The organism is Acinetobacter sp. UBA1297, assembly GCF_002307755.1.
GTDB classification, from domain to species: Bacteria; Pseudomonadota; Gammaproteobacteria; order Pseudomonadales; family Moraxellaceae; genus Acinetobacter; species Acinetobacter radioresistens.
Genome location: NZ_DBUF01000003.1, coordinates 17,201 through 31,491, shown reverse-complemented (window position 1 = coordinate 31,491; position 14,291 = coordinate 17,201). Strand labels below are relative to the sequence as shown.

General features: G+C 43.1%; 13 protein-coding genes. 4 read left to right on the top strand and 9 right to left on the bottom strand.

Annotated features, from left to right (window positions below):
- Window positions 1-7: 7 nt before the first annotated feature.
- From nrdR to glnK, 3 genes are all read right to left on the bottom strand, one after another.
- Complete coding sequence (gene nrdR / locus B3R63_RS00925) at window positions 8-460, bottom strand: transcriptional regulator NrdR (RefSeq protein ID WP_005017176.1); 453 nt, start codon at window positions 458-460, stop codon at window positions 8-10.
- Between the two features lie 121 nt (window positions 461-581).
- Window positions 582-1,964, bottom strand: a complete 1,383-nt coding sequence (locus B3R63_RS00920) for an ammonium transporter (RefSeq protein ID WP_111280127.1) — start codon at window positions 1,962-1,964, stop codon at window positions 582-584.
- A gap of 58 nt (window positions 1,965-2,022) precedes the next feature.
- On the bottom strand, window positions 2,023-2,361 hold the full coding sequence (gene glnK, locus B3R63_RS00915; protein WP_005017180.1) for a P-II family nitrogen regulator: 339 nt from the start codon (window positions 2,359-2,361) through the stop codon (window positions 2,023-2,025).
- Between the two features lie 269 nt (window positions 2,362-2,630).
- Here glnK and B3R63_RS00910 point away from each other — a divergent pair, with 269 nt between their 5' ends.
- Both B3R63_RS00910 and B3R63_RS00905 read left to right on the top strand, forming a co-directional pair.
- Window positions 2,631-2,858 (top strand): accessory factor UbiK family protein, encoded by a 228-nt coding sequence (locus tag B3R63_RS00910; RefSeq protein ID WP_005017183.1) that lies wholly within the window; start codon window positions 2,631-2,633, stop codon window positions 2,856-2,858.
- Window positions 2,859-2,921: 63 nt separating this feature from the next.
- A complete protein-coding gene (locus B3R63_RS00905) occupies window positions 2,922-4,406 on the top strand; it encodes a YifB family Mg chelatase-like AAA ATPase (RefSeq protein ID WP_286728016.1) in 1,485 nt (494 codons plus the stop codon).
- A 54-nt stretch (window positions 4,407-4,460) separates the two neighbouring features.
- Here the strand turns inward: B3R63_RS00905 and B3R63_RS00900 are convergent, their stop codons facing one another.
- A complete protein-coding gene (locus B3R63_RS00900) occupies window positions 4,461-5,228 on the bottom strand; it encodes a TorF family putative porin (RefSeq protein ID WP_005405856.1) in 768 nt (255 codons plus the stop codon).
- Window positions 5,229-5,793: 565 nt separating this feature from the next.
- Between B3R63_RS00900 and B3R63_RS00895 the strand changes: the two genes are divergently transcribed.
- Entirely contained in the window at window positions 5,794-7,062 is a 1,269-nt protein-coding gene (locus tag B3R63_RS00895; protein WP_286728015.1) for an OprD family outer membrane porin, read from the top strand.
- 97 nt (window positions 7,063-7,159) lie between these two features.
- Here the strand turns inward: B3R63_RS00895 and ppa are convergent, their stop codons facing one another.
- A complete protein-coding gene (ppa, locus tag B3R63_RS00890) occupies window positions 7,160-7,696 on the bottom strand; it encodes an inorganic diphosphatase (protein ID WP_005017195.1) in 537 nt (178 codons plus the stop codon).
- Between the two features lie 118 nt (window positions 7,697-7,814).
- Window positions 7,815-8,213 carry an MAPEG family protein gene (locus B3R63_RS00885; protein WP_005022923.1) on the bottom strand — a complete coding sequence of 133 codons (399 nt, stop codon included), beginning with the start codon at window positions 8,211-8,213 and terminating at the stop codon, window positions 7,815-7,817.
- 108 nt (window positions 8,214-8,321) lie between these two features.
- On the opposite strand from B3R63_RS00885, the gene B3R63_RS00880 reads away from it, so the two are divergent.
- On the top strand, window positions 8,322-8,702 hold the full coding sequence (locus B3R63_RS00880) for a hypothetical protein (RefSeq protein WP_286728014.1): 381 nt from the start codon (window positions 8,322-8,324) through the stop codon (window positions 8,700-8,702).
- 39 nt (window positions 8,703-8,741) lie between these two features.
- Here B3R63_RS00880 and B3R63_RS00875 read toward each other — a convergent pair whose 3' ends face one another.
- The 3 genes from B3R63_RS00875 to B3R63_RS00865 all read right to left on the bottom strand — a co-directional run bounded on the left by B3R63_RS00875 (window position 8,742) and on the right by B3R63_RS00865 (window position 14,276).
- Entirely contained in the window at window positions 8,742-10,421 is a 1,680-nt protein-coding gene (locus B3R63_RS00875; RefSeq protein ID WP_005017202.1) for a long-chain-fatty-acid--CoA ligase, read from the bottom strand.
- Window positions 10,422-10,565: 144 nt separating this feature from the next.
- Entirely contained in the window at window positions 10,566-12,785 is a 2,220-nt protein-coding gene (gene parC, locus B3R63_RS00870; RefSeq protein ID WP_005022918.1) for a DNA topoisomerase IV subunit A, read from the bottom strand.
- 171 nt (window positions 12,786-12,956) lie between these two features.
- Window positions 12,957-14,276 (bottom strand): MFS transporter, encoded by a 1,320-nt coding sequence (locus B3R63_RS00865; protein ID WP_119878236.1) that lies wholly within the window; start codon window positions 14,274-14,276, stop codon window positions 12,957-12,959.
- Between the last annotated feature and the right edge of the window lie 15 nt (window positions 14,277-14,291).

Genomic DNA, 14,291 nt, shown 5'->3' with positions numbered 1-14,291 from the left:
GCTTCTGTTAACGTTGCTGCATCTGTTCAATTTGGCGCCGAAATGCCTCAACATCCTGAAAATCCTGATATACCGATGCAAACCTTACATAGGCTACATGGTCCAGTGCAAACAGAGACTGCATGACGATTTCACCGATAGTCTGCGATTTAACATCACGTTCACCCAAGCGACGGATTTGAAGCTGAATATCGCTCAGTACCGTTTCAATCTGCTCTTGAGTCACCGGGCGTTTTTGCAGGGCATGCATCAGGGAACGACGAAGCTTGGCCTCATCAAACGGTTCATTTTTTCCATTGGATTTAATGACACGCGGCATGACGACTTCATAACTTTCGAACGTCGTAAAGCGCTCACCGCAATTGATGCACTCTCTTCGCCGGCGGATCTGGCAGCCCTCGGCAGCAAGACGCGAATCAATGACTTTACTGTCTGCGGCATTACAAAATGGACAATGCATAGACTTGAATAGAAATGATCAACTTAACCTAGTGTAGCAAAAATTCTGCATGTTGCTGCACTTTCGCCAGTTCTGCCATAAAAAAACAGCCCCGTAGGGCTGCCTGTCATTATGTTTCCGCTTATTCGATGCGTTCCCCATGCTGGCTTAAATCCAGACCCATACGTTCATCGTCAGAAGAGACACGCAGGCCAATCACCAGATCAATAATTTTTAGAATCACGAAGGTCAAGATGCCGCTATAAGCAATAGTCGCCAGCACACCCTCTACTTGTACCCACAACTGTTTCATCATGTCGGTAGGAACTGCATCACCCATAATCAGTTCACTGGCAAATACACCGGTTAAAATTGCCCCGACAATACCGCCTACTCCATGCAGGCCAAAGGCATCCAGCGAGTCATCGGCTTTGAGTAACCGTTTAAGAGCTGTAGTGCCCCAGAAACATGATACTCCACCAATCAGCCCCATAATTAATGCGCCACTTACTGTCACAAAACCTGCGGCCGGAGTAATGACCACCAGACCAGCTACCGCTCCTGAAACAGCACCCAGTACTGAGGCCTTGCCACGTACAAATTTTTCTGCCACCAGCCAGGCGATTGTAGCTGCGGCTGCTGCCACCTGAGTCACGATCATAGCGTAGCTTGCTGCTCCATTTGCCCCCAGTGCAGAGCCGGCATTGAAACCAAACCAGCCTACCCACAACAGGCTGGCGCCCAGAATAGTGAGAGTCAGATTATGTGGCGCCATAGATTCACGGCCTAATCCCATCCGTTTACCCAGCATATAGGCAGCTACCAGACCTGCTACACCAGCATTGATATGAACTACAGTACCACCAGCAAAGTCCAGCGCACCATCATTGGCTAACCAGCCACCACCCCATACCCAATGGGTAATCGGGGCATAGACCAGCACCACCCAGAATGCGACAAAAGTAATAAATGCGCCAAACTTCATCCGCTCAGCAATCGAACCACTGATGATAGCTACCGTAATAATGGCAAATGTCATCTGGAATACAATAAACAGAATTTCCGGGATGGTGCCTTGCACAGCAGACGGCCCGATTCCCATAAGCATGAGCTTGTCCAGTCCACCAACAAAGGCATTACCTTCGCTGAATGCCAGACTATAACCAATCACAATCCAGACTATACTTACTACGGCAGTAGCTACAAAGCTGTGTGCCATTGTACTTAAAACATTTTTCTTGCGGACCATACCGCCATAGAACAGAGCCAAGCCTGGAATTGTCATTAGCAGGACGAGTGCAGTAGAGATAAGCACCCAAGCGGTATCACCTGAATCGGCCTGCGCCTCTTCTTCGGCAGGCGCTATATTAGCCGGCTGTTCGGCCGAAGTTATTATTGTAGAGTCAGATGAAGTTGAAACCACAGTTTCAGTAACGGCGGAATCAGCTGGTGTTGGTTCGGCCCAAGCCGCTGATCCACCTAAAAGTGCACCCGACAGACTGAGCGCAAGCAGCATTTTTTTCATTTGTGTCCCCCAACCTTTATTTCTGAGTTATTAGTTACTCAGCAAACTTTATGCCAACTTAGACAGCATCCGGTCCTGTTTCGCCAGTACGAATACGGATGACCTGTTCCAGATTGGTCACAAAAATTTTCCCGTCGCCAATTTTTCCTGTGCTGGCAACACGGGTAATAGATTCAATCACTGAATCCACCAGATCATCACTGATCGCAATTTCGATTTTTACTTTTGGCAGGAAATCAACAACATATTCTGCACCACGGTATAGTTCAGTGTGGCCTTTTTGACGTCCAAAGCCTTTGACTTCAGTTACAGTAATACCTTGAACACCGATGTCAGACAGGGCTTCACGCACGTCATCCAATTTAAATGGTTTTACAATTGCAGTTACGAGCTTCATTTCAGTTTCCTTCGGCTTGTTTCACCAGTAAGGTTTTATGTTCAATTTTCATGCCAATAATCTCTAAAGGTTGGGGAAAATAGAATTTTTTGGCATGAGACGTACGCTTGATTATACTTGATCAGCTTGACTAAACTTTAAAAAATAAACATTTTTATATGTAATTTTAACTTGTTCAATATATAAAATTTTATATGTACTCAACAGGCTAGGGTATACCCCTCAGCAGTGTTAAAGTATGCCCATATTTATAATTTTCTGGATTCCCTATGATTGAAACCCTATTACAGGCCATTCTTGAGCAGATAGACCAACCTAAAAAAGATATTGAGAAAAATCTAAGGGCTTTATTAAATGAAGCTGTAGAAAAAATGGATCTGGTTTCTAAACAGGAAATGGAACGGCAGCGTGTTGCCCTACAAAATGCCAATTTGCGTCTCGAACAGCTTACGCAACAGGTCAATATGCTGGAAGAGACTTTAAAGAACAAAAAATAAGCACCTTAACAGTGCACTTGAAGACCATAATCAACAAAAATAAGATCATAACGGAACAATAAAATGTCTTTTGCCAAAATTTATACCCGGGGGGTGCTGGGGCTACATGCGCCTTCTATTGAAGTTGAAGTTCATGTGAGTCAGGGGCTTCCTTCCCTGACTATTGTAGGGCTTCCTGAAGCCGCAGTACGTGAAAGTAAAGATCGGGTTCGCTCGGCGATCATTAATAGCGGCTTTCAGTTTCCCACCAAACGCCTTACTATTAACCTGGCTCCTGCCGATTTGCCCAAAGATGGTTCACGTCTAGATCTACCGATTGCCTTGGGAATCTTGGTTGCTTCAGGCCAGCTCCCTGAACAAAGTACAGAACAGATTGAATTTATTGGTGAACTGGCTCTAGATGGCTGCTTGCGTCCGGTAAGCGGCACACTGGCAATTGCCATGGCATGTCAAAAAGTACGGCATCAGCTGATACTGGCAGAAGCAAATGCAATGGAAGCAGCGCAGCTCCCTGACTTTCAGGTCTACGGAGCACAGCACCTAAAACAGGTTTGCCAGCATCTACTACAGCAACAGCCATTATTACCGGTTAAAAGGAAACTATCTGAAGCTGCTCAAGATTATAAACTGGATTTGGCAGATATTAAGGGACAACTGCGCCCACGGCGTGCTCTGGAAATTGCAGCAGCAGGCAGTCACTCTCTACTTTTTAAGGGCCCTCCTGGAACTGGAAAGACCCTGCTGGCTTCAAGGTTACCCAGCATTTTACCTCCGCCCAATGCCCAGGAAAATCTTGAAGTTGCCAGTATCTATTCAATTGCCAATGTTCAGCATCCCTTTGGACAACGGCCTTTTCGGGCTCCACACCATACTGCATCTGCTATTGCGCTGGTCGGCGGCGGCTCGCAACCTAAGCCTGGTGAAATCACTCTGGCACATTTAGGTGTTTTATTTCTAGATGAGCTTCCTGAATTTGACCGCAAAGTACTGGAAGTTTTACGTCAGCCACTCGAGTCTAAGGAAATTGTTATTTCTCGGGCTTCTCGGCAAATGACTTTTCCGGCCAACTTCCAGTTGGTAGCAGCTATGAATCCTTGTCCATGTGGTTATGCATTTAATCAGGATAACCGTTGCCAGTGTTCAGCGGATGCAATTAAGCGCTATCAGAACCGTATTTCCGGTCCATTGCTGGACCGGATTGACCTGCATATTGATGTGCCACCCTTGCAGGCGCATGAACTCCAGCAAACTACACCTGCTGAGAATTCAGACACAGTCAGGAAACGTGTCATTTTAGCTTATGAACAGCAGCTCCAACGCCAGAGTTGCCTTAACCAGCTGCTTTCCCCTAAACAGCTCGAACTGCATGCACAGCTGGACCAAAGCTCACTACGTATAATTGAAATGGCACAGCAACGACTCAATCTCTCTGCCCGGGCTTATCATCGGGTTTTACGTGTAGCCAGAACAATTGCTGATCTGGCACTTTCCAAAGAAATCCAGACAAGTCATTTAAGTGAAGCGCTTTCTTACCGCAGTCAGTCCTGAACTAAAAAAGCCAAGACAGATTCAGATCAGCTTGGCTTTTATTTCTGACAATGCTTAAAAACTGTATTTTAAGCCAAGTACCACTTTATTCTTTTGTTTATCATCCATACGGTCATATCCACCAATAATATAATCCAGACTCATATTGGCTCCGGTATCTCCTAAAGGGTGACTTAAACCGACAGTAAAATGTCTGAAATTGAAATCTTCTGTCGTCGTAATAAATTCGTCATCATCACCATAGTAATAAGCGCCCAGAGCAAAATTTGCAGTAAAAGCTTGTGGTAAAGCCCGACTGTAAGTGGCTAGCAGATAGGTATCACCCTGATTACCCCAAGTGGTATTCTGGGTCAGCGTCTGGGCAGTAATACCAAAATCTTTATAATTTAAGCCAAGCAGTGTTTCAAAGCCGTCAGAGTCAACATCTGAGTTATAGTAATAATAGTAAGTACCGCCTATCGTGAAGCCGGTATCTTCATTGATTGAACCTTTATAACCCAGATAAAAATCGTGCTCAAAAGAGTCACCACCCTCATAGCTTTCGGTCAGTGGATCGTAATCAGCCAAAGAATAGTCCAGACTGGAACCCCAATACCCCGCATAAAACCCAGATGGATGGCTATAATCCAGCCCACCTTGTATAGTTGCACCCGAGTTCTCAGGAACATTCGTCAGACCACGCAGGTTATAGCTGGAAAATACTCCGATATTTCCGGTAACCTCTCCCGGAAAAGGAAAAGGCCGGGTTTCTTCTGCGAGACTTAAGCCAGAAACTCCACTAATAACTGTAAAAAGAGCAGCTTTAAGAATATTTTTTGACATCTTGTATCCCCTTTAGAGAGTGACGTGTATTGTTTGGTTTGTTTTTAAAATTCACGTCTAAGACTTAGCAATAGTTATGCCAATTTATTGTTTTTATAATGATCAAATAATAATAAATTAAAGTTTGCTATTGCACTGGGACCTACTTAAAAAATCAAATAAATGTCTAAATAACAAAATTTACTTCAGTGGGCCTTATTATTTTTGATAATGTAAACAGAATGCTGCGACTTTGATTGTGAATTTTAATTCAGATAAAGCGATACACTTTTTATTCAAGACCATAATTCAAGTTAGTAATAATGATTATTATTATATAAAAATACTTTTATTTAATTCTTTTCTTAAAATAATATTCTGATATTGAAAGTAAATTTTAAAATAAAACATCTTATAATGAGTTTTTTAAAAGATTACTTAAAGAAGTATAAATGTAAATATTGCATAACTTTAGTGTAATAAAGATAATAAAAACGTTATTTTTTTATAAATTTTATATAAAATCTAACCTGATTTTGTGTTTTTTCTAAACAAAATAGTAATTTATCTTATTTATGAGGCTCCAATGCTAAAAGTCCAAAAACTTACTTTAGCAGTTCTAATTCATGCTATTGGCCTAACCTCAGTCTACGCTAGCGAACAAAGTGAAGCGAAAGGATTTGTCGAAGATGCTGAAGGATCAGTTTTATTCCGCAACGGTTATCTTTACCGTGATAAAAAAAATGGTGTTCATGACACAAGTTCATGGGCACAAACAGCCATTTTTAATTTAGAGTCTGGTTTTACTAAAGGTATCGTTGGCTTCGGGGTAGGAGCTGTCGGTGATTTATCATTTAAAATCGGGGATAATAAAAACTCTGCTAACAATATGATTCCTCGTGACAGTAATGGGGAACCTTATGACCACTGGGCTCGTGGTGGCGCAAGTGTGAAAGCTCGTATGTCTAACACGACCGTCCGCTATGGTACTCAAGTTCTGGATTTGCCAGTACTGGCAAGTAACACTGCACGCTTGGTCCCTGAATACTTTACAGGTGTACTGGCAAACAGCCGTGAAATTGAAAATCTGGAACTGATTGCCGGTAAATTTACTAAAGACCAGATGTCGGATCAGGTTTCTACAGATGAAAACAACCTTGATCGTGCAGTAGTTTGGGGCGCCAAGTACAAGTTTAATGACCAGCTCAATGCTTCATATTATGGTTTAGACTCTAAGGATAAATTAGAGCGTCACTATGTAAATGCTAATTACAAGTTGCCTTTAACTAATGACAGTTCTATTACTTATGACTTCAGCGGTTATCACACTGAATGGGATAGAGATGCAGTAACTAGTTATACGACAGCAAATAATCCGGCAGACCGTTCAAATAATATTTGGGCAATTTCTGGAACTTATAACCAGAACGCGCATACGGTAATGCTCGCCTATCAGCAAAATACAGGCAATACTGGTTATGACTATGCTTATAATGCTGATGGTTTCCAAAGTATCTATTTGCCAAACTCATACCTTTCTGACTTCATTGGAAACCATGAAAAGTCAGCTCAAGTTCAATACAATCTTAACTTCAATGACTACGGTATACCGGGATTAAACTGGACGACTGCATTTGTTTACGGCTGGGATATCAAAACTCCAACTACGGATGATGCTCAAGAACGTGAATTCTTCAATCAGGTAAAATATACCGTTCAATCTGGTTTTGCTAAAGATGCAAGCCTTCGTATCCGTAACTCGTACTATCGAGCAAGTGATGCATACCAAGGTATGTACATTGGTGATACTAATGAATGGCGTATATTCTTAGATGTTCCTGTGAAATTATTTTAATTTTTAGAACTATTTAAGTGAAAAAAACCTGCACATTATGCAGGTTTTTTTATTGCGTCCTTAATTATCAGAATAAGAACGCCGGGCCTAAGACAAATTATTTATTTGCTTCAGCATAGGCAGCAATTGAGCTCAACACTTCTTGTTTAGCTACATCTGCACCTTCCCAACCACTTAACTTAACCCATTTACCTGGTTCAAGATCTTTATAGTGCTGGAAGAAATGTTCAATTTGACTGATCAATAAAGGTGGCAGATCGGTATATTCTTGAACGTCTTTATAAATTGGTGTTAACTTTTCGTGTGGTACAGCAACAAGTTTGGCATCTACACCGCCGTCATCTTCCATGTTCAATTTACCGACTGGACGGCAACGAATAACTGAACCTGGCTCAACCGGATATGGCGTAACAACCAATACATCTAGTGGGTCACCATCCAACGATAAAGTATTTGGCACGTAACCATAGTTCGCTGGATAGAACATGGCGGTACCCATAAAACGGTCTACAAATAGTGCATCAGAGTCTTTATCAATTTCATATTTGATCGGTGCTGCATTTGCAGGAATTTCAATAATTACATAGATGTCATTTGGTGCATCTTTACCCGCTGGGATATTGCTGTAGCTCATAGCCGTACTCTTTAACAGTGAAGTCTTCAGATCCTGTCACTATTACGGACAGGATCAAACCGATGAAATTATAACGCCAGCTCACTAAAAATGAAGATTTATCTGAGCAATGCTTTAATCAACTAATCTTGATGGTAATAATCAGCAGAAATATTGGACAAAGTAGTGAAAGGCACCAGATGATCGAGCGTAACATGGCCAGATTGGCCAGGTAACAAATACCATAGATGACCCGTAACACCAGATAGGCCAAACCTAAGGTCATAATAATGCCCTGTGGTACGACCATGTACTCTGCCATTAACACTGCCGCAATAAAAAGCGGTAAACTCTCAAAACTGTTCTGCTGTGCCGCATTGGCCCTGGCAGCAACACCTTTGGTCTGGGCAAGAAATTCACGTGGATTCTGGTTATCTCTGGCTTTAAATCCACCAGCCATCTTGGCAATGCCTGTAAATACATAGGGCAAAAGACAAGCTGCTAAAATGATATAAATGATCCCGCTTATGCCATGCATGAATATTGTTCTCATCAATTCCCAGTGAAAGATATATCATAGCATGGTGTTTTAGCGACAAATTTTGTTAAATATAGTGTTTTTATAAATCTGATGAGTGAACACGGCATGTTAGCACCTGATGAAAAAGATATGTTTGAAGTGCTGGAGAAACAGCAGCAGCATCAGCGTCAAGTTGACCGCGTTTTTAAGATCGTACTGCCTATTACTGCATTTTTACTGAGTATTATCTGCGCCAATATGAACTGGGCATCCTGGTTGGGCACTTTTATTATTCTGACTATAGCCTTTTATGCAGTTGGTATTAAACGTTTACCACTCTGGCACTGGCTGGTCATTGTACTCATCTACTGTCTGATTGATAACTTTCTGACCTATAAAACTCTTCATATTTCAGGTTTAAGTCGTCAGTTTGGTACGATGTTTATTTTTCTCGGTATAGTGGGTATTGGACGGCCTTATTTTGACCGGTGGTTAATGAAAAAATAATTTTGGAGCAATAAAAAAGCGCCCGAAGGCGCTTTTATTTTAAGCAGTTTTTCGTAAATCTTTACGCAGGATTTTACCAACATTTGATTTTGGCAATTCTTCCATAAACTCCACATAACGCGGGCGTTTATAACCGGTCAGATTTTCTTTAGCAAATGCCAGAACTTCTTCAGTTGTTAAGGAAGGATCTTTTTTAACCACAAACAGTTTAGGCACTTCACCTGATTTCTCGTCTGCCACACCAATAGCAGCCACTTCCAGTACTTTAGGATGTTTAGCAATCACTTCTTCAATTTCAGATGGATAAACATTAAAGCCAGAAACCAGAATCATATCCTTTTTACGGTCTACAATTTTTACATAGCCCCGGTCATTCATGATGCCGATATCACCGGTACGGAAAAAGCCGTCTTTAGTCATGACTTTTTCAGTTTCTTCCGGACGATTCCAGTAGCCTTTCATTACCTGTGGACCACGGATCGAGATTTCTCCCTGCTCACCCAAAGCAACTTCGTTACCATCATCATCCAGAATAGCCACTTCTGTTAATGGCAGTGGGATACCAATCGTGCCGCTAAATTCTGTAGAGGCTGGTGGATTAGCAGTTGCCACTGGTGAGGTTTCAGACAGGCCATAACCTTCAATGATAGTAGTTCCGGTAACCCGTTTCCAGGCTTCAGCCGTAGATGGCAGTACAGCCATACCGCCCCCCATAGCCATTTTCATTTTGCTATGGTCAAGCTGCTTGAACTCTTCGTTATGCACCAGTGCATTGAACAGTGTATTAACCGCCGGGAAGAATGATGGCTGATATTTACGCAGCTCTTTAATAACGCCTGGTAGATCACGCGGGTTAGGAATCAGAACGTTTGCTTGGCCTTTATACATGCCATACAGGGCACAAACCATAAATGCAAAGATATGATAAAGCGGTAGCGCACAGAAAATACGGTCATTTTTGTCCCCATCTGTTGCACCAAATTTGCTCTGAAAAATACCGTCACATTGCAACATGTTGGCAACCAGATTCCGATGTGTCAGTTCGGCGCCTTTGGATACCCCTGTAGTTCCGCCCGTATACTGAAGAACTGCAGTATCACTTAAGGTCAGATTGGGGCGCTTATAATTGCTTGGATTAGCTTTTGCCAGTGCTGCATTAAACTTGATATGCCCCGGAATATTCCATTCTGGAATCTGCTTGCGTACTTTGCGCAGGACAAAGTTTACCAGTGTGCCTTTCAAGGTACCCAGCATGTCGCCTACCGAAGCAACCACCACATGCTTGACTGGTGTTTTACCAATAATTGCCTGATAGACAGAAGCAAAGTTTTCTACAATAACCAATACTTCAGAACCTGAATCATTCAGCTGATGTTCAAGTTCACGCGCTGTATAAAGCGGGTTGACGTTGACTAATATGAGGCCGGCACGGAATACACCGAGTGCAACAACAGGATATTGCAGGACATTTGGCATCATAACCGCAACACGTGTGCCTTTTGCTAACCCCAAGCTTTGCAAATAGGCAGCAAACTTGCGGCTTGCTTCCTCAAGTTCATTAAAGGACATGGCTTTATCCATAAAGATAAAGGCGTCACGTGTACCAAACTTTTGGAAATTACGTTCGAAAATATCGACCAGCGAGGTATCTTCTGGGGGTAATTCTACAGTTTCCGGTATCCCTGTCTTTTGGTATTCAGCGAACCAAATCTTTTCCATAATGCCATTTTCTCCAATCAATATCCTTAGTCAAATATTTTTCAATGACGAGCCTATTTTTTAACTTGTTTATGCTCGATCATCGCATCCATCTTCACGAATACATTCACATATATAACGTATTTATGAACATGGATGCTAGTATTATCTTTGAATCAGGAGTCTATTTACTTTTTGATATCCTCTTGGCAGAAGTTGCCCTTTAGACGCTCTTTTTCCTAAGTATTTATCTAAATCGCCCGGTTTTATATTAAGAATTTTCTGACCTGCAATTACCTGAATTATTTCATTTAAATTCAAAGTTGTCATAGATAATAGCTGCTCGTCCTGCTCAAGTTGTATCAACTTGTTTCCTTTACCCTTGTTGAGACTTGGCAATTCTGACACGGGTAAGACCAGCAAGCGGCCTGTATCAGTTAATAAGGCCAGATGAGAGCAATCTGGATTTACTAGTAACGGTAAAGCTTTGCCACCTTCAGGAATACTGAGAAATGCCTTACCGGCTTTGGCATTAGTATCCAGCTGTTTTGCCTGGGTTTTAAAGCCATAACCCTTAGAACTAATCGCGATAATTTCCTGATCATCTTCTTCAACCAGTATCTGAATAAAGGAAACACCATTCGCTGGAGAAAGTTTAGAACTGAGCGGTTCTCCCAGACCTCTTGCAGAAGGCAGGCTGTTGATAGCCAGTGCATAACTCCGGCCGGTTTCATCCAGAATATAAACACGCTGGTTACTTTTACCAGAAGCATGACTTAAATACTGATCTCCAGCACGATAGTTAAGTTTTTCTGCATCGACATCTGCACCTTTAGCAGAGCGAATCCAGCCTGCTTCTGATAGAATTACAGTGACTGGTTCTGCCGGAATCAGGTCCTGTTCACGCATCTGAACCGCACCTTCACGCTCCACAATAGGAGAACGGCGCTCATCCCCAAATTTTTTGGCGTCTTCTTTTAATTCACCAATAATCAGATTCTTTAAAGACTCAGGATTAGCCAGCTGTTCACGAATAAGAGCAGCACGTGCCGAAAGCTCATCCTGTTCCTGACGGATTTCCATTTCCTGAAGCTTGGCCAAGTGCCGCAGTTTTAATTCAAGAATTGCCTCAGCCTGGGTTTCATCAATTTTAAAGGTCTGAATCAGTACGGCCTTGGGATGATCTTCTTCACGAATAATGTGGATTACAGTATCAATATCCAGATAGGCAATTAAAAGTCCGGCCAATATATGCAGACGTTTTTCAATCTTGTTGAGATGATACTGCAGTCGGCGGGTAACTGTCTCTTTACGGATTTCAATCCATTCCAGCAGGATTTTCCGGATAGATTTAACCTGTGGACGCCCATCGGCACCAATCATGTTCAGATTGACGCGGTAACTACTTTCCAAATCCGTAGTAGCAAACAGATGGCTCATCACGGTGTCGGCATCTACCCGGTTAGAGCGCAGGACAATGACCAGGCGGGTCGGATTGACATGATCAGACTCATCCCGAAGATCACTAACTAATGGCAGCTTTTTGGCCTGCATCTGGTCAGCAATCTGGGTAATAATTTTGGAGCCTGAAACCTGATAAGGCAGCTCGGTAATAATAATTTCATTTTTTTCGACCGTATACACTGCACGCATACGATAACTGCCACGCCCGGTAGACTGGATTTTTAGCAGTTCATCTTTTGAGGTGATAATTTCAGCTTTAGTCGGCAGGTCAGGCCCTGGAATATACTCGGCCAGTTTGGCCTCGCTGGTATTCGGATTACGGATTAATGCAATAGTTCCCTTAATGACTTCACGCAGGTTATGCGGCGGAATATCTGTTGCCATACCAACCGCGATGCCTGTAGTACCATTCATAAGAATATTAGGTACGCGGGCAGGCAAGGTTACCGGTTCTTTAAGCGAGCCATCAAAGTTATCCTGCCATTCTACTGTGCCCTGCCCAAGTTCAGATAATAATACTTCACTATACTGGGACAGCTTCGCTTCGGTATAACGCATGGCTGCAAATGATTTTGGATCATCCGGTGAACCCCAGTTACCTTGGCCTTCAATAAACGGATAACGGTAGCTGAACGGTTGTGCCATCAATACCATAGCTTCATAACAGGCCGAGTCACCATGCGGATGATATTTACCCAGCACATCACCCACTGTACGCGCGGATTTTTTTGGCTTGCCACTGTGTTTCAGACCAAGTTCACTCATAGCATAAACGATACGGCGTTGAACAGGTTTAAGGCCATCACTAATATGCGGCAAGGCACGATCCATGATTACATACATGGCATAGTTCAGGTAAGCCTGTTCGGTAAATTCTGCTACTGAGCGGTTTTCTGTCGCATGATGCGCAAGGCTTGTCATAACAACCTATAATCCTAAATCAATCGTTTTTATCTGGGTTCTTATGCTATGCCGCACCTGCCAGATACACAAGAGTATGCCGGAATACAGTGCGACAATTTATGTCTTATGATGTGAAACTAAACGTTTTAGAATTTTTAGGCAACCGGAAAACCATGAGATAGCCCAACTTTACAGGCCAATTGACTCCAGTGTTTTACCCTTGGTTTCTTCACCCAGAATAATGATCACCAGCGCTACAGTAACCAGGACCAATGTAAACATCAGGAACACATGGCTAAAGCCATGGTCTGCTACCATCATTTGTGTCACTACCAGTGGCGCCAGTATGCCGCCCATGCGGCCAACGGCTGAAGCCCAGCCTGAACCAAAAGCCCGGATATTGGCCGGATACTGTTCCGGGGTATATGTATAGAGTACGCCCCATGCGCCGAGGTTGAAGAAAGACATCAGACAGCCCCAGAACATGATCATACTGACACTAGAAGCCTGACCGAAGAAATAGGCCGAGACTGCACAAAACCCAATAAAACCCGCCAGAGTGATTTTACGGCCTAATTTCTCGACCAGCCAGGCTGCCACAATATAACCTGGAAGCTGGGCCAAAATCATAATCAGGACATATTCAAAGGACTGGACAATACTATAACCCTGTTTAACCAGCAGGCTAGGTAACCAGGTAAAAATTCCATAATAAGAGTAGACGATCCCAAACCAGATTAGCCATAACATCAGACTGCGACGCGCAAACTGCCCTGACCAGAGCTGTTTGAACGAAACACTTTTCTGGCTAGCAACCGGTTGAACCTCTAGTGTTTCTATTACCTCTACACCACACTGGCGTTCCAGTTGCTGTACTAATATATGCGCCTCATTAATCCGGCCACGGTTAATCAGATAAGGGATAGATTCCGGTACTTTTTTAAGAATAATAAAAATATATAAAGCAGGCAGTCCACCAATTAAGAAAGCCACGTGCCAGCCAAAGCTGGGAATAATAAAATAGGATATCAGAGCTGCTACCAACCAACCTAAACCCCAGAAGCTTTCCAGCAGTACAATAAAACGGCCACGCACATGTGCCGGTACATATTCACTGACCAGTGTTACTGCAACCGGTAACTGCCCTCCCAGCCCCAAGCCCACAATAAAACGAAAAATCAGCAACCAGGTAAGATTCGGTGCTACAGCACAAAGTGCGGTAGCCACGCTATAAACTCCCAGCGTAGTCGCGAATACTGTACGCCGTCCGAAACGGTCAGCCAGCCCTCCTGAAAAAACAGCACCAATAGCCATTCCTACAAAGCCGATACTGACAATCCAGCCACTCTGTACCGGTGTCAGTGCCCAGTCCTTGACCAGAGTCGCCATGATAAAAGCAATAATTCCGGTATCCATGGCGTCAAACATCCAGCCCAGACCCACTACCCATAACAGGGTATAATGAAATCTGCCAATTGGCAGGCGCTGTACTCGTGAGACTAAATCCATGCTACAGTACTCTGG